Here is a 20,084-nt window from a genome sequence, read left to right on the forward strand (position 1 = left end):
AATTCACCCTCTGACAACTAAGCGATAGGCAACGGTGGTCTCCGCGGTCGCGCTTCGGCGCACGATCTTGACCACTCTTCCCTCGGTGATAGGGCCCTCAAGGTTCTCCAGAAGCCTGATGCAGGCGTCTCCCTTTCGGATCTTCGGCAACTGGTCCTTCTGAATCCTCAAGGAGGCCAGTACCTTCTTGGTTTCCTCGTCCGATAACAAATAATGCTCTGGCACGAGGTCGTGCTCTAAGACGTTAAACTGTACAGTGTCGACCATAGCTATCACCTCGACGAAATTAAGCCCGGACCTTCTTTCATACTAAGTAGCGGCCTTATAAAAATGCATCGGAATCTCTCGAAACGGATGTTCACTTTTCGATCTCCCATGTCGTTTCTTTGCCTACGCAAGCGGGCCTGAAGGGATTTTCGACATGACGGAGTTACCGTCTATGATTCGAACCCTTGGCCAGCTGGTTAAAAGCCAGCTGCTCTTTCTAGGGACGCATGTTGCCATACGTCCTACCTAGCTGAGCTACAGGCCCTTGGTAGGTATGCCGGCGTGCAGAGCCGAGAGAATCCGGTGCCGTTATTTAATCTTTCTCTTCAACCCAAGGAAAACCAAAAGCTAACCTAGGTTTCCGACATGTCAAGTGTCGATATGCTATCATTATCGATAGTCTAGATGAGAACTTATTTGTTTGCGATGTCATAGAATGATTAATTGCTATCTTTGGAATCCCACCTATATATTTATACAAGAAGTCTAATCTCGCACGAGCGATTGCTATGGAGAATGAGAAAGTCTGCAGCTCATGCGGCAAGAGATTGACCGGAAAGGGTATCACCTTCTTCAAGTGCCCCCAGTGTGGTGTCACCGAGATCGGGAGATGCTCCAACTGCCGCGACCAGAGTGTAAAGTATAAGTGTGACAAGTGTGGGTTCACCGGACCTTAAGGGTGTTTCACATGGGACAGGTCGCCGCCGTTCATCACCTAATGCCAGACTCTACCGACTTCGACCTTGAAGGACTATCGAAGAAACTTCCGACCATCGTCCCAGAAGGGGTTAAGGTCGTCCGGTCCGAGGTCAAGCCGCTCGCCTTTGGGTTGAGCATGCTCGAGGTAACCACGATCATGCTAGACTCTGGAGGCTTGATCGAGAAGCTAGAAGAAACCTACCGCTCAGTGGAAGGTATCCAGAACGTTGAGACGGTGGAGGTCGGCCTCATCTGAGGCTGACCCATAAATGACTTTGAACAATACTGTAATAAACTCAGGAGACCCGTCTGCGCATGCAGAGGGGCCCATTTCCCTGTTTTGGAGCACCTCCCGACCATGACGCTTGTCGCAGTGATCGATGGATACATCGATGAACCGGGATCGCTTGGCGTGCCACCCTATATTCACCCGTTGGTAAGAGCGACCTATGGTGCGGCCAGGGACGCGGGGGCGGAGGCAAGCTACCACACCATCGATGATCTGCGTCAGGGCTGGCATCCGGAAAAGGCCGACGTGGTGATCTTCCTTACTGGCAGTGCTGTTCCTGGTAGGTACATCAGGGCGTCCCCAGCTTCGAGAAGAGAGATCGAGAGATTCCTTCCCCTGATGGGTGGGGTCAGGGTCCTTGGCGGTCCGCTGACGATGGAGGAAGGCATGGAAAGTGCCGGTCTGTTCGAGATCATCGCCAAACGCGACCCTGCGAGCTGCCTTTTCGATTACCTCAAGGGCGAGGGCCCATCCAACCGATGGAGAACGGTCGAAGAATGGAACCGATGGCTGATGATCGGGGCGGACATCGTCACAAAACATCGGGACTTCCCCCAGCCACTGGTGGCGGAGATCGAAACTTATAGAGGGTGTGTGAGATACAAGAGCGGAGGATGCTCCTTCTGCGTCGAACCGCTCAAGGGCATTCCGGTCTGTCGGGAACCGAAGGATATCATAGCCGAATGCAGAAAATTGCATGATCTGGGGGTGCGTAATTTCCGCCTGGGGGCGCAGACCTGTTTCATATCGTATCACGCCCACCTCGATGGGACGGAGACCCCGCGGCCGGACCCGGAGGCGATAGAGGAATTGCTTTCCGGAGTGGCCTCGCTCGGTGTGGACCTGCTCCACCTGGACAACGCGAACCCGGCGGTCATAGCCGCTCACCCGGTCGAATCGGAACAGATCCTCCGGAGCATCGTGCGTCACTGCACGAGCGGTAATGTCCTTGCGTTGGGCATGGAGAGCGCGGACCCGGCGGTGGTCACTGCCAACAACCTGAACGCCTCCGCTGGACAGGTGATGGAGGCGATCGAACTTATCAACCGCGCTGGCAGGGAGCGCGGACCCACGGGTCTTCCGGCGGTGTTGCCCGGCTTGAACTTCATTATAGGCCTGGACGGAGAGACCAAGAAGACCTTGCAGCTGAACTTCGATTTTCTGAGCATGGTACTGGAGAAGGGCCTCCTGCTTCGACGGATAAACATCAGGCAGGTGATCGGTATCAGGCGCTCGTTCGACGAAGGGGTCTCACACTCGGATTTCCTGAAGTTCAAGGAAAAGGTCCGCGAGAACATCGACAGACCGATGCTGGAAAGGATCGCGCCCCTGGGCACGGTTCTTCGCAGGGTGTACACCGAGATGCATGAGGGGAAGACCACTTTCGGCCGCCAGATCGGAACATATCCGCTATTGGTCGGCTTTTCCTACCCCATTGAACTGGGTAAGTTCGTTGACGCGGTCGTGACCGGTCACGGTTATCGGAGCTTGACCGCCGTGGAGCATCCGCTCAAGATCAATCGGTGCTCCCTGGCGGCGATAGCGTCGCTCCCCTCCGTCGGCAAGAAGCGCGCCGCCAACATCCTTGTCCACCGCCCTTACCGGTCCAAGGAAGAATTCATCGCGGCGATGGACGACCATGCCGTAGGACAGACCCTGGCGGACATGCTGGATTTTTCGACGTGATCCCGCCGGCATCCCGAAAAGCAACGGAATGCCCATAAATATCGGGTTGCCGCTCACAATAATTGAATGGATGAAAAGTCCTTGGCTCGTTACCCTTTCATAAAGGGCGCTTCCGAGATCGTCAGGAACAAGGGGGTTTCGCTAGCAGACCTGATGAGCCAGAATTCGTTCCCCGAGGCGAGGAGAAGAGGCCGGAAAAGGGTGCTGGAAGCGTTGAACGACACGAAGATCCAGACCAACTCCACCGGTACGGAGGAGGATATCCTGGCCGAGCTCCTCTCATATCCGGTTGCGAGGATGATCGTCTCCAGTGTGGGCGATGATTTTCTGATCAGGCGTTATGCCATGGGCGAGGCCAAGACCTTGGCTGACCGACTTTCCACCGAGGATGTGTACCTGCAGATGGAGGTGGCATCCGACCTGGGGGTCTCTTCGCAATTGGACGGTGAACTGCCTTCGATGCATTTCTGCGATTTCCTGAAGTACACCTCGGGCATCCGCGGCAAGGAATGGAAACTGGTGAACCAGGAGGTCAAGAAGGGCTACATCTCCCTGCCCAAGGTCAAGTTCGCCAGGGTACTGGAGCAGGCACTGGATGAGAAGATCGAGCACGAGCTGCCGCTACCGGTCACCGAGGCGATCATTGATGCGTTCCAGGAAGAGGTAGGAGAGGTCTCGGCCCAGGTCGAGGAGATACGCAGTAAGTACAAGGGAAACGAGTTCGGGGAGGTTCGGATTGTGAACTTCCCCCCCTGCATGAAAGCGCTCGTTTCTCAGGCACAGGCGGGCAAGAACATGCCCCATGCCGGGCGTTTCGCCATGGTCACATTCTTGAACTACATCGGAATGCCGACCGACCAGATAATCAGGACGTTCTACACCTCTCCCGACTTCGACAACAAGATGACCGAATACCAGGTCAGACACATCACCGGGGACGGGATGGGCAAGAAATACTCCTGTCCAGAGTGTTCTACAATGAGGACCAACGGCATCTGCGTAGACCAGGACGCGCTGTGCAGGTCCGGCAAGATCAGGCACCCGCTCAATTACTACCGGGTCAAGACCATTGAGATGAAACGGAGCGGAACCCAGGCGAAACCGGCGGAAAAGTCAAAGGAAGAGAAGCCAAAGAAATGATCATTTGCCCTTGAGCTCCTTCCACGTGCCCCATGCACGCTGGACCGCGGTCAGGTTCCCGACCACCGCGAACCATAGCATCATCATCTCGAACGCGGACAGGTGTATCGAACCGAACGTCAGCCATCCATATCCGTTCACGGACATGATCACAAATTGCACCAAGGGTATGACGAAGGAGAGGACGATCCGATCGGCCCGGCCCAGGAGTCCGGAATACATCCTACCCGCCCCGACCGCCTGGGCCTGCGTGCCCATATAACTGGTGAGCAGGACGCCGATGATCGCTGCCATGCCAAGGTAGGGGTTGCACCAGGCGCTGACCGCCACCGCGCCGATCATCAGTACGTCGGCATAACGGTCGAGAACGTGATCAAGGAAATCACCGCGCTTCGAGGTCTTGCCGGTGAGTCGGGCGACCTTACCGTCAAGCGCATCGAGGAGACCGGAGACCAGGACCAGAATGGAGACCAACGGCAGCAGTATCTGCCAGTTCTCGGGGCTGTAAAATGTGGCAAGTGCCGCGAATAACGCGATCACCAGCGACATCCCGGAAATGGCATTGGGGGAGAACCTGGTCAGTGATTTCGCCATCGGGGTAAGAATGAACTCCACCTTGCCGCGCTTAGAATCTAGGACCAGTCCAATGCCTCCTCGCTCCAGTCGATATTTCCGATGGCGTACTTCTCCTTTTCTCCGGCCAGTATTTTCATGATGGCATCCGCTGTCTCTTCCGGAGAAATAATGGTGGTATCGATCTCATAGACCTCTCGGCCTGTCTCCACGGACTCGACCAGGATAACGTCCAGAGCCTCCGCCTCTGCGTTCTCCGCCACCTTCCGCTCCGGATAGCCGCGGGACCTCAGCCGCTCGGCCAGCACCGATGGACGGCATCGGAGGATGATGATGAGGTCCGAAGCGATGAGATGTGACAGATGCCCGACCAGTATGGTCGTCCCGGTTGCACCTATCTCTCCAGCCGCCAGGTCAAGCTTCTTGACATCCACCTCATAGGTGCCGCCCTTTCTGTCGAACCTTTCCAACAATTTCTTTTCTTTGGCTAGGTCTCCAAGTTCAATGATCTTTAACCCTCTGGATGCCAATATCTTAGCGACTGTGGACTTGCCCGTACCTGGAGTGCCTGTGAGAGCCAATTTCACAAACGTCATAACGCGGTACACATTAAAAAGCGGATATCATGCGGGACGGAGGTTCGCTCCGTCCCGACGTCGTTTTTCCCGTGGTCCTTCTCCAAAGACCTACAAGCTGCTTCCTTCAGCCTAATCCACGGACCGTAGAGGGGATATTTGAAGGGATTCGGAGCATGCTACAATTAATCTTATATATTAACAGACCCGAAACCTCGATGTTGGATGGTCAATCCAAGCCACATCTGGATGAAAGCGAATCGTAGAATAGGAGCTCGATCATTTTTTCCGATCTTTTCGCCCTTGCTTTCCTCTCCAATGTGGGAGGACACATCTCTACGAATTCGATGCCATAATCGATCTTCATCAGGACCAACCCTTCGGAAGGAGCCAGCCCGAACGACATGTCACGACCTTCAAGGGCCTCTCTGACCTCCTCGATCGTCGAGCTCCCTTCCGAAACCGATGACAACGTCGCCACGATGCGCCTGACCATATTACGCAGGAACTCCCGGCCCTTGAGATCTATCACCACAATGTCTCCCAGATCGGTCAGGACGATCGAGTCTATGGTCTTCTCGGAGCTCTTGCCATCGGCCTTGCAGAACCTTTTGAAATCGTGCCTTCCTACGAACTCCTGAGCGACCTTGTCCATCGCCTCAAGGTCCATCCCTTTCCCAAGTGGCAGGAAATATCGGTACCACCGTTGCTTCGCCCGCCGAGGGGTGAACTCCGGACCCACCTCCGCATAGGCGCAGAAATAGACATTCTCGGACGCAGCGTTCAAGGCCTGCAGCAAGCGGTCCCGCTTGAATCCGGTGTCGAAGGCAATGACGTTGCCGAGCGCCGAAACTCCCCGATCGGTCCGGCTGGCGGCCCTGAACCTGGATCCCTTTACCGAATCGATGGCCTTGATCTTCTTAAGGGCCCGTATGCACTCGTCCTCTACGGTCCCTTTATCGGGCTGCCTCTGGGACCCGGTGAAGTCCCTCCCATCGTATGCTATGATGACTGCGGCATGCCAGACCATATTACCGTTAACCTCAGTACTGATAGTTATGGTTAGCGCTCCAGCAGATTGATTATGGATCCCGCTAATGGTTGATTCGATGCACCAGGGCGTTGGAGCTGCCGATCAGGAGATCATCGACCGCCTTGTTTCTTCGGACGATCCCACTGTAAGACTGGCCGCCATGACAGAGCTGGGAGGATTCCGCGGATCTGATCCGGAGGTGTTCCGAGCCCGCCAGGAAGCGATGCGATCGGGACCGATACCGAAGATCCTTGCCGCCCAAGACCCAGGCGGATTCTGGGGCCGTGAAGAACAATTCTATGTCGGCGGTAAATACAAGGGCACGGTCTGGAACTTCATCCTGCTCGCACAACTGGAGGCCGATGGGAGTGACGGTCGGATCAGGGCTGCGTCCGAATTCCTGTGGAGATGGTCGCAGCACGAGTGCGGCGGATTCGGGTATCAAGGTAATGCCGAAGGCAGCTCCGCCGAAAGCATTCTACCGTGTCTGACCGGAAATCTCGTTTGGTCTATGCTGCGATTCGGCATGAAGGACGATAGCCGTGTCCGGACCGCCATAGAATGGATAGCGAAATACCAGCGTTTCGACGACAACGAAGGACCGGCCCCGAAGGGATGGCCATATACCCGTAAGAATTGCTGGGGAAAGCACACCTGCCACATGGGCGTGGTCAAGGACCTTAAGGCGATCTCATTGGTCCCGAAGGACGAGAGATCGACGGCCTTGGCCAACGTCGCTTCCGCCGGGGCGGAGCATCTTCTTAAGCATCGTCTCTTCAAGAGGAGCCACGATCCGAGCCAAATCGCCAAGAAATGGTGGATCAATCTGGGATTCCCCCTCATGTGGGACACGGACGCGCTGGAAATGCTCGAAGTGCTGACCGACCTGGGATACCGGGATGAGCGGATGGAGGATGCGATCGAGCTTGTCCTGTCCAAGCGCCGCTCGGACGGCCTGTGGAGGAACGAGAGGAGCTACAACGGAAGGATCATTACCACGATTGAAAAACAGGGAGCGCCCAGCCAGTGGGTCACGCTCAGAGCGCTTGCGGTGCTCAAGAAGCTCGATCGGCTCTGATGGGCGGCAGATCCTCCAGAAAACAATTATACCGTTGGTTGATTCGCTGAGCGAAGGGATATTGATGACTAGCTTCAGGATCGTCCTGGTAGAGCCCCAGACCGACGGGAACGTGGGAGCGGTGGCCAGGTCGATGGGTAATTTCGGTTTCGAGCGTCTGTTCATGGTAAACCCATGCGAACTCACCGAGGAAGCGTTCAAAAGGGCGAAGCATGGCAATCATATCCTCAGGGGTGCGACCACCGTCACCACCTTCGAAGAGGCTATCGCAGGCTGCTTCCTTGTCGTAGGTACAAGCGGCATCATCACCTACGGGGACAAGCACTTCATCCGGATACCGATCACCCCTAGGGAACTGGCCTTGAGGATAGACGACCAGGAGGACGAGGTGGCGCTGGTCTTCGGAAGGGAGGACATCGGGCTGACACAAGAACAGCTGACCCGATGCGACATATTGGTCAACATACCGTCTAACGAGGAATACCCGATCCTCAACTTATCCCACGCTGCCACCATCGTCATGTACGAGATCTTCGCCAGTCATGGCAAGCCAAGCAATCCGAAGAAGGCGACCGAGTTCGAAAAGGACAAATTGTACCAGTTCTTCGATTCTTTGCTCGACGCGGTCGACTACCCAGATCATCGCAGGGAAAAGACCAGCATCATGTTCAAGAGGATGATGGGCCGTGCCATCCCGACCAGCTGGGAGTTCCACACCATAATGGGCGTCATCGGTGACGCGGCCAAGAAGATAAAGCGGCTCGAGAAGGCGGAAAAGGAAAAGTGACCGGTTCAGCGCCGGTATTTTCCGATCACTACGTTGATGTCATCGATCGGACCGGCAGCCGGAGGGAGTTCGGATATTCCAGTGACCAGCGCTATTAGCCTGATCGTTTCGTTGTCATCCTCCACCGTCCTTACGCCAAACTTCACGTTGGCATCCACATCAAGCTGCTCCGTCAGCCCTTCCACTATCCGATGGACCCGCCGGAGCGTGAGGTTGCTGCCTCCGGATATGTGGATCAGAGCACCGGTGCCTCCCTTGATGTCCACATCCAGCAATGGATTCTCCACCGCATCACGAACGACGCCTTCAGGGTCGGCATTCTCAGCGTAAAGGAGCGTGGATATCCCTCCATGTTTTATGATGGTCCGAAGATCGGCAAAATCGAGGTTGATCAATGACGGTTTTGTCAGCGCGTCCACCAGCCCTTTGATCAGCTCGGAGACCAGCGCATCCATTACTCCGAGGGCCTGGTTCATCGGCAGGTTGTCCACCATCTGCAGGAGGCGGTTGTTGTCCAGGACAAGTACGGTGTTCGAATATTCATTGAGCCGATTGAGCCCTATCATGGCGTTCCGACGCCTGGTGCCAGACTCGATCTTGAACGGCATCGTGGCTATCGATATGACTATGGAGCCGGCCTTCTGGGCATACTCCGCTATGACCGGGGACGCCCCGGTTCCGGTTCCGCCTCCCATGCCGGTTATTATGAAAGTAAGGTCAACGTCGTTGAACATCTCGCAGAACAGGTTGGCACAGTTGCGCGCGCACTGTTCCCCCACCTCCGGGAGCCCTCCAGCGCCCAGCCCATGGGTGAAGTTTGCCCCGATCAGAACACGATTCTCGCAACGGGTGTCCTTCAGACTGCGCTGGTCTGTGTTTATGGCGATGGTCATGGCTGACTCTAGGCCGATGCGATTCAGCCTGGTAATGCTGTTACAGCCACCGCCTCCGCATCCGATGACGAGTATCTTCAGATCAGGCGCGTCGATGCCTGACTGGTCTTTCCATCCCGAGCCAATCCCCATCTTGATTACCTCACGGAAAGCGTGTCTTCACTTCAACTCGCTGACCGCCTTCTCCAGGCGCATTCTGACATATTCCCGTACAGCATTCCTGATGGCGTCGTCTATGGAGACCGAGTCTCCGTCCTTGACGAGTGCTTGTAGTTCAACTATCTTGGTCTTCGGCAGCTCCACGGTTACCCTTCCGATGTAATCGGGCGTGGTATGCGTCTCGACGAATGTCTCGATCGCCGCCCTTATCGCGTCGGAGATGGTCGGGAATTTGCCGTTGTCCACCAGTGCCTGTAATGCTTGCAGCTTTTCGGCAGGAATCCTGACCGTGATCCGTTCGCTGTCGACCATGACACAACTCTTGTTCCGTTGATTTGTCTGACGCTTTTTGCCAAAACGTCTGACAAATTGGATGATTCACTTGAGAATATTTAAAAGTTAGCGAATCAAATAGCGTCTGACAATAATGACGACGAACACGACCAGACTTCGTCGACATACGTAGCTGAATTTTGAACAGTGTCGTATTCGGGTCAACAGTTACAAATATTCCGAAGAGACCACTTCGCAGCACTTCGATGACGATCTTCTATTGTCATGGATCTATTATGCCCATCAACCTGTCTTGAATGTCCGACCCTGGACCAGATCTATCATGAGAACGGATCTGATTCCCTAAATCTGACAAGCTCGAACCAACGGCATGAAGGCGACCTGGCCTCTGTCCAATCAATCGAACATGGAAACCAATCTTGAATCCTAACATCATGCGCAGATGCTAAAAAGCCACAGGACGTTGCGGATGCGTGGTCGAGACGTCGAAAATGCTGAGCATGGAGGTGCGTTCATGATGAAGATCGACTTTCCTATAATGGACAATCACCTTCACCTGCAACCTAGAGGCCGTAACGTCGAAGCAATAAAAGAGTTCGAGAAGGCAGGCGGTACCCACGCCATCCTCAGCCACATGCCATATGATGAACTGCCGATAACGAACGGCGCTGATTTCGAAAGGTCGTACCGAATAACCATGGACACGGCCGAGCGCTGCAACCGGGATTCGAAGGTAAAGGTCTTCGTGACCTTGGGTCCGTATCCGGTCCTGCTGATCGACCTGGCCAAAACCCATGGTATAGGGCCTGCCACCCAGATGATGAAGGAGGGAATGGAGTCGGCCGCCCGGCTGGTGCGAGAGGGCAAGGCCATAGCCATCGGTGAGGTTGGCAGGCCCCATTTTGAGGTGCCCTCCGATATCATGGAAGCCTCCAACGATATTCTCCATTACGGCATGTCGCTCGCCAAGGAGGCGTCATGCCCCATCGTCATCCACGCCGAGACCGCCACTCCAGAGACCATGGAGGACCTCGGCCGCATGGCTGACTCTGTCGGACTGGAAAGGGGAAAGGTTGTCAAACACTACTCGCCTCCTTTGGTGCTAGAGGAGGAGAATCGGGGACTCATGGCATCAGTCCTTGCCTCAAGAGGCAACGTTCAGGAGGCGTTCAGAAAGGGGAACCGTTTCTTCCTCGAGACCGATTTCATGGACGAACCGACCCGTCCGGGAGCGGTGCTCCCCATCGATACCGTGCCGAAGAGGATCAAAGGCATCGTTCAGTCCGGCATTGCCACATCGGATTTGATCGAAGCCGTTTGGAAGGTCAACAAGGACAATCCGAAGAAGGTCTACGGGATAGATCTGGAAAGACCTGGAGACTAGAGTATCTCGAACCTGTCATACTGATCACGATATTCGGTCCAAACCGCGTCCATGCCATCGACACGGGCATATGGGTGCTCCTCTCTTAGCATCCTTATGACCTCTTCGATGTTCTCCCTGTCTCCCTCAAAGACCGCCTTGACCGTACCGTCGGGAAGGTTCTTTACCCACCCGAATACCTCCTTCTGCATGGCGAACCTTCGGGTGTAATCGCGGAAGTAGACACCCTGGACCTTACCCTTGAATATCACTTCTACCCGGGATTTCATTTTATTGGCCACTTACACCGGACAATGCCGTTGTGATTATTATTTTTTCCACGGGCGGTTTTCCTTTACTGGCTATCAAAACAGATTGTTTTTATCGCCTGGCAACAAAACCCCGATATGATTTTTATAATCCGTCAGCATATGGGGATTAATATTAGTGGTTACTTCAGGCTATCAGGAAGGGAAATGGGATGTTGAAATCATTAGTCGAGGATGCACTGGCCAGGGACGACGTGCCAGTACCAAAGTTCGAGCAGGCGCCCGCGGCTCAGCCGGCCTTCAAGCAGGCAGACGGAGTGGATGACGAACTCATCGCAATTCTGCAAACGCTGAGAACCAACATAAAGATCTTCGGTGTCGGCGGAGGCGGTTCCAACACAATCAACCGGATCTACGATGAACAGATCGTAGGTGCAGAGACTTATGCAGCGAACACTGACGCGCAGCACTTGCTGATGGTCCGCGCGCAGCACAAGATTCTTCTTGGAAGAAGAAGCACCCGCGGCCTGGGAGCGGGAGCGCTACCGCAAGCGGGAGAGCAGGCGGCCCAAGAGGCTGAACAGGAAATTCGCAAGGCCGTGCAGGACGCGAACATCGTATTCGTTACGGCAGGCATGGGCGGAGGCACCGGTACCGGAGCCGCTGCGGTCGTGGCCGGGATCGCCAAGGACGCAGGCGCACTGACGATCGCGGTAACGACCACCCCCTTCAAAGGCGAGGGTAAGATGAGGATGGAGAACGCGGAGTGGGGTCTGGAGAGGCTCAGGAATGCCGCCGATACGGTCATCGTCATCCCGAACGACAAACTGCTGGAGCTGTACCCCAGACTGTCTCTTAACCAGGCCTTCAAAGTTGCAGACGAGGTCCTTACCAGGGCCATCAAGGGGATCACCGAACTGATCACCAAGCCAGGATTGGTCAACCTCGACTTCAACGACCTGCGCACCATCATGAAGGGAGCGGGTGTGGCCATGATTGGCATGGGAGAGTCCACCGGTCACGTGGAGGACCGGGCATTGGAAGCCATCCAGATGGCGCTCAACTCACCGCTGTTAGAGGTCGACATAAGCACCGCGAATGGCGTGCTGGTCAACGTTGTCGGCGGACCGGACATGACCATCGGCGACGCCCAGAAGGTAGCGGAAGAAGTGCAGAAGAAGGTCAGCCCCAATGCCAGGATCATCTGGGGTGCGGGCGTGGACCCTGCGCTGGAGCACAAGATCCGGGTGATGGTCGTCATCGCCGGAGTCCACTCCAAGCAGATCCTCGGAAAGTCCAGCGAGCAGGCAAAGCTCAAGGGCTCGGACGTCGACTTCATTAAGTAAGCCACACGTCCGACAGAAACCTTTTCCCTTCTTCTACAGTTTCTCTTTCTGATCGAACAGGAAGACATCCTCAATTCTCACCTTGAAGAAGCGTGATATCTTGAAGGCGAGCTCAAGCGAAGGGTCGAACCTTTCGTTCTCTATGCAGATGATCGTCTGCCTGCTGACGCCGATCTTCTCCGCTAGCTCGGCTTGGGTCATGTTCGTGAGCGCCCGGTATACACGGAGATTGTTCTTCATAGGTTCACTCGGGGACATTACTAGTGATGACGTTCGACGTTATGTACATATTGATAACATTGCGTTTCTAATTGTAATGTGTTAATATCAAATAGTAAATAACACTTTACATGAATGCTCTAAAAACTAACAATATTTTTATCGTGACTTCCAACATTAGCGCATCCAGACAGGAAAAAGAAGGGTAGCGGATATCACGAGAAAATCTAATTATATCTAAATCATCACCGAAATGTTTTATACACCCCAAGCCTCTAACGACATTAACCATACATTGCCAGCGATGCAGTCATGGCCAATATGTGGAGGAATTCACCTTGAAATCGTTCATCACCGACGCCCTTACCCGTGCAGGACCTGCAGGCGCAGCAGAGCCAGTTCAGACGCAGTATGGAAAACCTTACTCTCAGGATGATGAAGAGCTCACGAAGATCCTGATGGGGCTGAGGACGAACATCAAGATCATCGGCTGCGGGGGCGGAGGATCGAACACCATCGATCGGCTTTATGCATCCAACATCAAGGATGCCGACCTGTATGCGGCCAACACCGATGCCCAGCACCTGCTGGTGACGCGGGCGCACAGGAAGATCCTGCTGGGCAGGAGAAGCACCCGCGGACTCGGCGCCGGAGCCCTGCCCCAGGTGGGAGAAGAGGCGGCCAGGGAGGCCGAGGAGGAGCTAAGGAAGGCCCTCCAAGGAGCCGATATCGTATTCGTCACAGCTGGATTGGGCGGAGGCACGGGTACCGGTTCAGCTCCTTACATCGCCCAGCTGGCAAAGGATATGGGAGCGCTCACGATCGCGATCGTCACCTCCCCGTTCAAAGCAGAAGGGACCATCAGGGCGGAAAATGCCGAATGGGGGCTGGAAAGGATGAGGGCGGTCGCCGATACCGTTATCGTCATCCCGAACGACAAGCTCATCGAGCTTGTTCCCCGATATTCACTAAACCAGGCGTTCAAGGTAGCCGACGAGGTCCTCATGAGGGCCATCAAAGGGATCACCGAACTGATCACCAAGCCAGGATTGGTCAACCTCGACTTCAACGACCTGCGCACCATCATGAAGGGGGGCGGCGTGGCCATGATCGGCATGGGAGAAGGGGAGGCGGACGACCGGGTGGAGGACGCGGTTGAGGAGGCGATCAACTCACCGCTCATCAACGTCGACATTTCCGGGGCCAATGGAGTGCTGGTGAACGTCACCGGCGGAGAGGACATGTCCATCGGGGACGCCCAGAAGGTGGCCGAACTGATACAGGCCAAGGTCTCACCCAACGCAAGGATCATCTGGGGAGCATCGGTCGATCCGGCCCTGGAGAACCGTATCCGGGTAATGGTGGTCATCACAGGGGTCAAATCGAAGAACATCCTCGGTCCGAAGGAATCGAAGTCTGTAAAGGCGATGAACGTAGATTTCATCAAATGATGCAGATACGTGAGGAAAGGATTATCTAGAGAAAACTAATAGACCCCTCTTCAAGAGTGCTTAAAATGGACATCGTCGAGAAATCCTGGGAAGTCCAAGAGACTATCGAAGATAGGGTCAAGAGGATCGGCAAGGGTAAGTACGGCCGAGTAATCAAAATGGCCCGGAAGCCGACTCCAGATGAATACGTCAAGACCGTCATGATCACTGGACTAGGCATCATCCTCATCGGTGGGATGGGTTTCGCAATATACTTAATATGGAAGTACTTGCCGGGACTGTTCGGCTGATGTCCGTTTCATTGCCGGGGTATATCGTATGACTGATGAAGATAACCAGACACTAATGCCCCAGACGCAGGGCGCCGGTTCTGTCTCACTTAGCGGAGATAACGCCCCCAGCGTCATGGCAGCAGGATCCGTCACGACCTGGCCGCTACAGGTGAAGAGCAACGATAGCGGCAAGAAGAAGGTCGTTCTACGCGCGAAGATTACCCTGGAAGAGGGAGCTCCGGAATGGGAGATCAAGATCACGGATGCCACGGGGGCATCGCTGTGGGAGAGCCAAGCTGCCGGTTCACCTCAGATCGAGTTCAATCTGGACGGCCCGCGCCCGAAAGATCTTAAGCTCATCGTAGAGGCGCCCAAAGGGGCCCGTTACAATGACAAGGTGACCATCGAGCTGGAGGTCTGCCTTGGAGACCAGGTCTGCGCGGCAAAAGAGTTCAGCGCGACCGCCAGACAATCTATCCTGGTCCTAAAGACCTCGATCGGCCATGAGAGGAACGTCGCAGACGGCGTTTCCAGCAAGGCCAAGACCGGCAACACCGGTATTTTCGCCATACTTGCCCCGGGCAAGTTGGATGGTTACGTCTTCATGGAAGCTATGAACACTGACCTAGTCCGGGAGACCGTCCGCGGCGTCCGCAAGGCCAAGGGCCTGGTGGAAGGCGAGACGAGCTTCAGCGAGATAGAGCACTTCCTGACCCCGAAGCCGCTGGTTTCCGGGATCATGGAGGGTGACGTGGTCGAACTGGTCGCCGGTCCGTTCAAGGGCGAGAAGGCCAGGGTCCAGAAGATCGATGAGAGCAAGGAAGAGATCACCGTCGAGCTGTTCGAGGCGACCGTTCCGATACCGGTCACCGTTAGAGGCGACCACGTGAGAGTCCTCGAGAAGGAGAAGTGAGTATAATGCCAGAGACTATTGAAGTGCTAGTAGACGGTGGCAAGGCCACCCCCGGACAGCCGCTCGGCCCAGCGCTGGGCCCGACCGGGATCAACGTCGTCCAGGTAGTGCAGAAGATCAACGAGAAGACCCAGGCCTTCGCGGGGATGAAGGTCCCGGTCAAGATCACGATCAACGCGAACAAGACCTTCGAGATCAAGGTCGGCACCCCGCCGACATCCGCGCTCCTGTTCAAGGAGCTGGGTGTGGAGAAGGGATCGGGCGCCCCGAAGGCGACCAAGGCCGGAAACATCTCCATGGAGCAGGCCGTAAAGGTCTCCGAGATGAAGAAGGACTCTCTCATGGGCAAGGACCAGAAGCACCGTGCCAAGGAGGTCATCGGAACCTGCGTCTCGTGCGGTATCACCGTCGAGGGCAAGGAGCCGAGGGACATCCTGAGGGAGATCGACGAGGGCAAGTGGGACGCAAAATTCGGGGCCTGAACAGCCCCCGTCCCTTTACAATAGTTTTATAAACGGTAGGCCCATTTAGGGCCTACCCGCTCTGTAGGAGAGGCAACTCGTTACTACTACAGGAGGAATTGCATTGGCAGAGAAGACAACACTAACGGCCGTCAAGAAGGCGCTGGAGAAATCTCCGAAGCGCAATTTTAGAGAGACGGTCGACCTATCGATAAACCTGAAGGATGTGGATCTTTCTATCCCGAAGAACAGGATACAGGAAGATATCATCTTGCCTCATGGTAGGGGAAGGGCTGTCAAGGTCTGCATCATCGGCGGTGGCGAACTTGCCCAGAAGGCCAAGAACGTCGCCGATAAGGTCGTCACCCCAGAGGAGCTGGGAACCCTCGCCGACAACAAGAGGGAGGCAAAGAAGGTTGCCGCAGGACACGATTTCTTCGTCTGCGAAGCGCCACTGATGCCGACCGTCGGTAAGAGATTGGGTATCGTGCTCGCTCCCCGGGGAAAGATGCCGAGGCCAATCGCCCCAGGCGCCGACCCGAAACCGATGGTGGACAACCTGAGGAAGTCCGTCGCCATCAGAAGCAAGGACAAGATGACATTCCATGTCCCGGTAGGTACGACTGATCTGACTCCGGAACAGATCGCTGACAACATCGACCTCATAATCAAGAGGATCGCGGTCAAGCTGGAAAAGGGAACGATGAACATCCGGTCGGCTTATATCAAGACGACCATGGGCCCTGCAGAGAGGCTCATCTGAGGAGGGTCGATTATGGCACACGTCGCAGCTTGGAAGAAGGAAAAGGTCCAGGAACTGACGAATGCGATGACCAGCAAGAAAGTGGTCGCCATCGTCGACGTACACGGCATACCGTCCGCCCAGCTTCAGCAGATGAGGCAGGGACTCAGAGCAAAGGCGTCCATCATGATGTCGAGGAACAACTTGATCGATATTGCGATCGAGCAGGCGGCCAAGGACCGGCCGGGACTGGAGAAACTCCTAGAGTCTGTCAGTTCCCAGTGCGCCGTGGTCACCACCGATGTCAACCCGTTCAGGCTATTCCGCGAGATGGAATCGACCAAGAGCGCAGCGCCGGCAAAGCCAGGCGACATAGCGCCCGAGGACATCGTGATCAAGGCGGGGGACACCCCGTTCAAGCCAGGCCCGATCGTCGGTGAACTGCAAAAGGCAGGGATCCCCGCCGGTATCGAGGGCGGCAAGATCGTCATCAAGAAGGAGAAGGTCCTGGTCAAGAAGGGCGACGCCATTTCTGAAGAGATAGCCAAGATCCTACCGAAGCTCGAGATAATGCCGATGACAGTCGGCCTTGATCTCGTAGCCGCGTTCGACGAAGGCGTTCTCTACGGAAGGGACGTACTGAACATCCCAGAGGACTACTACAGCTCGATGCTGTCAATGGGCTCCAGGCAAGCCATGGCCTTGAGCATGAAGATCGCGTATGTGACCCCGCAGACCGTCGTCCCGCTGTTCGCCAAGGCGTACAGAGAAGCGATGGCAGTCAGCGTAAAGGCCGTCATACCGACCAAGGACAACATCAAGATACTCTTGGCAAAGGCGAACGCCGAAATGCTAGCCGTTTCAGCGCTCTCCGAGAAACACGAAAAGAAGTAAGAAAACAAGGAGGTAAGAAAAATGGAATACATATACAGCGCATTGGTGCTTCACGCAGCAGGAAAGCCGATCAACGAGGATGGCGTAATCGCGATCCTCAAGGGAGCTGGAATCGAGGCAGATGCAGCCAAGGTCAAGGCCTTGACCGCATCCCTCGAGGGCGTCAACATCGACGAGGCAATCGCCTCCGCGATGGTCGCCGCAGCCCCGGCCGCAGCCGCTCCAGCAGCAGCCGCCCCGGCAGCAAAGAAGGAAGAGAAGCCGGAAGAGCCGGCAGTCACTGAGGAAGAGGCCGCAGCCGGTCTCTCCGCCCTGTTCGGTTAAACGAACTGGTGCCTCAGAGGCGCTTCAAACCCCGGGGCGAAAGCCCCCAAATCCCTTCATCTGTTTTTTACATCCCAACTGAAGCGGGGATGCCATCGAGGTCATGCAACATCGTTCATGACCCGAGGAAATCTGGAATTTAGAGGCGGGGATTCTAACAACCTATTTCTAATGCATACACATTTTCATTGAATGTTTGAAATGAAGCTCATCGACATCTACAAGCTTGCGGTCCAGATGGGGATGGACGCCGATCTGCGAACGAAAGAGGAGATAGAGGTGGAGCTGAAGCGGGTCGGCGAACGCTACAAGAAGATGGACCCGACCGACCAGGAGCTGTTCGATAGGGACCAGCTATGGAACCCGTATGCCGATTCTCGTCTTCTCCATGGCGACCCTTCGACAGAGGTGGAAGGGGTCCTCTGGGGCATCGATATCGGGACGGGCGAGATAATGCTCGCCGACCGGTTGCGGGAGAAAGGCAAGCGTATCGATGCCACCATCAGCCATCATCCGAACGGCTATGCCCACGCCAATTTCTATGAGGTCATGCATGTGCAGGAGACGCTGATGCAGCAGGCCGGCATCTCCATCAATGTGGCTGAGGACATCGTCTCTCCGAGGATCCGGGAGGTGCACAACGCCATCGCCTCCGGCAACCACGAGCAGACGGTCGATGCGGCGCGCCTGATGAACATGCCGTTGATGTGCCTGCACCAGCCAACGGATATCCTGGTCCAGCGCTTCCTGCAGGACCTGATTGAGGAGAAGAGGCCGGAACGCGTCGAGGATGTCCTCAAGGTGCTGTCGTCGCTACCCGAGATGCGTTACGCGATCAGCCACAACAACCCTCCAGAGGTTTGGGTGGGTGACCGGTCGCGCCATACGGGCAAGATATCGGTCAAGATGTGCGGGGGCACCGCCTACCCAAAGGACGTCTATGAGAAACTGGCCCAAGCGGGCGTCGGCACGGTCATCTGCATGCACGTCCCGGAGAGCCACATAGAGGAGGCCCGCAAGAACCATGTGAACATCATCATATCCGGCCACATGGCATCGGATTCGCTTGGCGTGAACCTGTTCGCCGACCGGGTCGAACAGAACGGGGTGGAGATAACTCCCTGCTCCGGCTTCATCAGGGTAAAGAGGAGTGGAAATTGAGACAGGTCGCCCCCCGCAAACTGTTCAAGGATGAATCGAAGCTGTCCTTCGACTATGTGCCAGAGAAGCTGGTCCACAGGGAGCGGCAGCTGGACAAATTGTGGATGATCTTCCGGCCGGTGCTGGAAGGTGCCATGTCACAGACGGCGTTCCTGATCGGCAATGTCGGTACCGGGAAGACCGCCACATCGAAGAGGTTCTGCATCGACCTGAAGAAGCAGGGCGGCGAGCAGGGGCGGGTCATCGATTATATCATCATCAATTGCCGGCAGCGCAACTCGGAGAGCGCGGTGCTCCAACGTCTGGTCACCCACTTCGACGAACACTACCCGGACCGGGGTTTCAGCATCGCGGAGATGCTGCGGGCCATCCGGAAGCACCTGGAAAAGAACAAGATGCACCTGGTGGTGGTGCTGGACGAGGCGGACATCCTGATCAGGAAGGGAGCCAGCGACCTCATCTATCAGCTTTCCCGGTTCGACGAGGAGACCGTCGGTGCCAGACCTTCCCTCTCATTGATCCTGGTCTCCCAGAAGTACGTTCTGGACCTGCTCGATCCGGCCGCCTTCTCGACCTTCCGTCGGGCCAACGCGATCCAGTTCGACAAGTACAACACCGAGGAGCTGCGGGACATAGTCGCCGACAGGGTCGAGCTGGCATTCCATCAGGGAATGGTCAGGAGGGACTCGATCGACCTGGTCGCGGACATCGCCTCGGAATGGGGCGACGCCCGGTTCGCCATCGAACTGCTTGACCGCGCTGGGATGATGGCCGAGGAAGAGAGCGCTCCGGCGGTCGGTCCGGAGCACGTCCGTGCGGCCAAGGCGCTGACCTATTCCATCGTCACGGAGAGCAAGGTGGACCAGCTCGACCGGCAGCGCAAGATCGTGCTCTTGGCTGTGGCCAGGGCGATGAGGGACGAGGCCTACGTGACCACCGGCGATGCGGAGAAGGTCTATAAAGTGGTCGCCGAGGAGTACGGAGAAAAACCGCGGGCGCATACCCAGTTCTGGGCATATATCCAGGGGATCGCGAACGAGGGGATCGTCCAGACGAAGGTGTCAGGCGACGCCGCCGGAGGACGGACCACCTACATATCCATCCCGGACGTGCCGACCAAGGTGCTAAAAGAGATGCTGGAGAAGATGCTCACCATCGAGTGACCGGGGCAAACATATTCTACGGGGGAGTGGCTT

At 55.8% G+C, this 20,084-nt stretch carries 25 protein-coding genes and 1 tRNA gene; 17 read left to right on the top strand and 9 right to left on the bottom strand.

Going from position 1 to position 20,084, the window contains the following annotated elements; translation table 11 throughout:
* Window positions 1–3 precede the first annotated feature (3 nt).
* Window positions 4–267 (bottom strand): DNA-directed RNA polymerase subunit H, encoded by a 264-nt coding sequence (locus tag VGK23_10890; GenBank protein ID HEY3421046.1) that lies wholly within the window; start codon window positions 265–267, stop codon window positions 4–6.
* A 132-nt stretch (window positions 268–399) separates the two neighbouring features.
* A tRNA-Lys gene (locus VGK23_10895) sits at window positions 400–532 on the bottom strand.
* Between the two features lie 244 nt (window positions 533–776).
* Here VGK23_10895 and VGK23_10900 point away from each other — a divergent pair.
* The 4 genes from VGK23_10900 to VGK23_10915 all read left to right on the top strand — a co-directional run bounded on the left by VGK23_10900 (window position 777) and on the right by VGK23_10915 (window position 4,081).
* On the top strand, window positions 777–944 hold the full coding sequence (locus VGK23_10900) for a zinc finger domain-containing protein (GenBank protein ID HEY3421047.1): 168 nt from the start codon (window positions 777–779) through the stop codon (window positions 942–944).
* Window positions 945–955: 11 nt separating this feature from the next.
* Window positions 956–1,222, top strand: coding sequence for an elongation factor 1-beta (locus VGK23_10905; GenBank protein ID HEY3421048.1), 267 nt, complete (start codon window positions 956–958; stop codon window positions 1,220–1,222).
* A gap of 84 nt (window positions 1,223–1,306) precedes the next feature.
* A complete protein-coding gene (locus tag VGK23_10910; protein HEY3421049.1) occupies window positions 1,307–2,941 on the top strand; it encodes a radical SAM protein in 1,635 nt (544 codons plus the stop codon).
* A 66-nt stretch (window positions 2,942–3,007) separates the two neighbouring features.
* Complete coding sequence (locus tag VGK23_10915; GenBank protein ID HEY3421050.1) at window positions 3,008–4,081, top strand: DNA primase large subunit PriL; 1,074 nt, start codon at window positions 3,008–3,010, stop codon at window positions 4,079–4,081.
* Here the strand turns inward: VGK23_10915 and VGK23_10920 are convergent, their stop codons facing one another.
* The 3 genes from VGK23_10920 to truA all read right to left on the bottom strand — a co-directional run bounded on the left by VGK23_10920 (window position 4,082) and on the right by truA (window position 6,259).
* Window positions 4,082–4,696 (bottom strand): CDP-alcohol phosphatidyltransferase family protein, encoded by a 615-nt coding sequence (locus tag VGK23_10920; protein HEY3421051.1) that lies wholly within the window; start codon window positions 4,694–4,696, stop codon window positions 4,082–4,084.
* Between the two features lie 17 nt (window positions 4,697–4,713).
* A complete protein-coding gene (locus VGK23_10925) occupies window positions 4,714–5,250 on the bottom strand; it encodes an adenylate kinase family protein (GenBank protein HEY3421052.1) in 537 nt (178 codons plus the stop codon).
* A 208-nt stretch (window positions 5,251–5,458) separates the two neighbouring features.
* The gene (truA, locus tag VGK23_10930; GenBank protein ID HEY3421053.1) at window positions 5,459–6,259 is read right to left on the bottom strand and encodes a tRNA pseudouridine(38-40) synthase TruA; all 801 of its coding nucleotides are present in this window, start codon (window positions 6,257–6,259) and stop codon (window positions 5,459–5,461) included.
* 67 nt (window positions 6,260–6,326) lie between these two features.
* Between truA and VGK23_10935 the strand changes: the two genes are divergently transcribed.
* Both VGK23_10935 and VGK23_10940 read left to right on the top strand, forming a co-directional pair.
* Window positions 6,327–7,340: a hypothetical protein gene (locus VGK23_10935; GenBank protein ID HEY3421054.1), complete on the top strand. Its 1,014-nt coding sequence runs from the start codon at window positions 6,327–6,329 to the stop codon at window positions 7,338–7,340.
* Between the two features lie 64 nt (window positions 7,341–7,404).
* Entirely contained in the window at window positions 7,405–8,127 is a 723-nt protein-coding gene (locus VGK23_10940; protein ID HEY3421055.1) for an RNA methyltransferase, read from the top strand.
* Window positions 8,128–8,132: 5 nt separating this feature from the next.
* On the opposite strand, the gene ftsZ (VGK23_10945) is transcribed toward VGK23_10940, so the two are convergent.
* Both ftsZ (VGK23_10945) and VGK23_10950 read right to left on the bottom strand, forming a co-directional pair.
* Entirely contained in the window at window positions 8,133–9,152 is a 1,020-nt protein-coding gene (gene ftsZ / locus VGK23_10945) for a cell division protein FtsZ (GenBank protein HEY3421056.1), read from the bottom strand.
* A 27-nt stretch (window positions 9,153–9,179) separates the two neighbouring features.
* Window positions 9,180–9,491, bottom strand: a complete 312-nt coding sequence (locus VGK23_10950) for a ribbon-helix-helix domain-containing protein (protein HEY3421057.1) — start codon at window positions 9,489–9,491, stop codon at window positions 9,180–9,182.
* A gap of 496 nt (window positions 9,492–9,987) precedes the next feature.
* Between VGK23_10950 and VGK23_10955 the strand changes: the two genes are divergently transcribed.
* The gene (locus tag VGK23_10955; protein HEY3421058.1) at window positions 9,988–10,857 is read left to right on the top strand and encodes a TatD family hydrolase; all 870 of its coding nucleotides are present in this window, start codon (window positions 9,988–9,990) and stop codon (window positions 10,855–10,857) included.
* Here VGK23_10955 and VGK23_10960 read toward each other — a convergent pair.
* Window positions 10,854–11,126, bottom strand: a complete 273-nt coding sequence (locus VGK23_10960) for an acylphosphatase (GenBank protein HEY3421059.1) — start codon at window positions 11,124–11,126, stop codon at window positions 10,854–10,856. The two genes, VGK23_10955 and VGK23_10960, sit on opposite strands and share 4 nt — an antisense overlap.
* A 191-nt stretch (window positions 11,127–11,317) precedes the next feature.
* On the opposite strand from VGK23_10960, the gene ftsZ (VGK23_10965) reads away from it, so the two are divergent.
* Window positions 11,318–12,451, top strand: coding sequence for a cell division protein FtsZ (gene ftsZ, locus VGK23_10965; protein ID HEY3421060.1), 1,134 nt, complete (start codon window positions 11,318–11,320; stop codon window positions 12,449–12,451).
* A 33-nt stretch (window positions 12,452–12,484) separates the two neighbouring features.
* Here the strand turns inward: ftsZ (VGK23_10965) and VGK23_10970 are convergent, their stop codons facing one another.
* Window positions 12,485–12,691: a helix-turn-helix transcriptional regulator gene (locus VGK23_10970; protein HEY3421061.1), complete on the bottom strand. Its 207-nt coding sequence runs from the start codon at window positions 12,689–12,691 to the stop codon at window positions 12,485–12,487.
* A gap of 317 nt (window positions 12,692–13,008) precedes the next feature.
* Here VGK23_10970 and ftsZ (VGK23_10975) point away from each other — a divergent pair, with 317 nt between their 5' ends.
* The 9 genes from ftsZ (VGK23_10975) (at window position 13,009) to VGK23_11015 (ending at window position 20,051) form a co-directional block, all read left to right on the top strand.
* Window positions 13,009–14,121: a cell division protein FtsZ gene (ftsZ, locus tag VGK23_10975; protein HEY3421062.1), complete on the top strand. Its 1,113-nt coding sequence runs from the start codon at window positions 13,009–13,011 to the stop codon at window positions 14,119–14,121.
* 65 nt (window positions 14,122–14,186) lie between these two features.
* The gene (locus tag VGK23_10980; GenBank protein ID HEY3421063.1) at window positions 14,187–14,411 is read left to right on the top strand and encodes a protein translocase SEC61 complex subunit gamma; all 225 of its coding nucleotides are present in this window, start codon (window positions 14,187–14,189) and stop codon (window positions 14,409–14,411) included.
* A 28-nt stretch (window positions 14,412–14,439) separates the two neighbouring features.
* Window positions 14,440–15,306, top strand: a complete 867-nt coding sequence (locus VGK23_10985; GenBank protein ID HEY3421064.1) for a transcription elongation factor Spt5 — start codon at window positions 14,440–14,442, stop codon at window positions 15,304–15,306.
* A gap of 5 nt (window positions 15,307–15,311) precedes the next feature.
* Window positions 15,312–15,788, top strand: coding sequence for a 50S ribosomal protein L11 (locus VGK23_10990; protein HEY3421065.1), 477 nt, complete (start codon window positions 15,312–15,314; stop codon window positions 15,786–15,788).
* A gap of 103 nt (window positions 15,789–15,891) precedes the next feature.
* The gene (locus tag VGK23_10995) at window positions 15,892–16,530 is read left to right on the top strand and encodes a 50S ribosomal protein L1 (GenBank protein HEY3421066.1); all 639 of its coding nucleotides are present in this window, start codon (window positions 15,892–15,894) and stop codon (window positions 16,528–16,530) included.
* 12 nt (window positions 16,531–16,542) lie between these two features.
* Entirely contained in the window at window positions 16,543–17,403 is an 861-nt protein-coding gene (locus VGK23_11000) for a 50S ribosomal protein L10 (GenBank protein ID HEY3421067.1), read from the top strand.
* A gap of 21 nt (window positions 17,404–17,424) precedes the next feature.
* Window positions 17,425–17,727, top strand: coding sequence for a 50S ribosomal protein P1 (rpl12p, locus tag VGK23_11005; protein HEY3421068.1), 303 nt, complete (start codon window positions 17,425–17,427; stop codon window positions 17,725–17,727).
* Between the two features lie 192 nt (window positions 17,728–17,919).
* Window positions 17,920–18,888, top strand: coding sequence for an NGG1p interacting factor NIF3 (locus tag VGK23_11010; GenBank protein HEY3421069.1), 969 nt, complete (start codon window positions 17,920–17,922; stop codon window positions 18,886–18,888).
* The gene (locus tag VGK23_11015; GenBank protein ID HEY3421070.1) at window positions 18,885–20,051 is read left to right on the top strand and encodes an AAA family ATPase; all 1,167 of its coding nucleotides are present in this window, start codon (window positions 18,885–18,887) and stop codon (window positions 20,049–20,051) included. Before VGK23_11010 ends, VGK23_11015 begins: the two co-directional genes overlap by 4 nt.
* Window positions 20,052–20,084: the final 33 nt, after the last annotated feature.

The sequence above is a fragment of the Methanomassiliicoccales archaeon genome, assembly GCA_036504055.1.
Taxonomy (GTDB): Archaea; Thermoplasmatota; Thermoplasmata; order Methanomassiliicoccales; family UBA472; genus DASXVU01.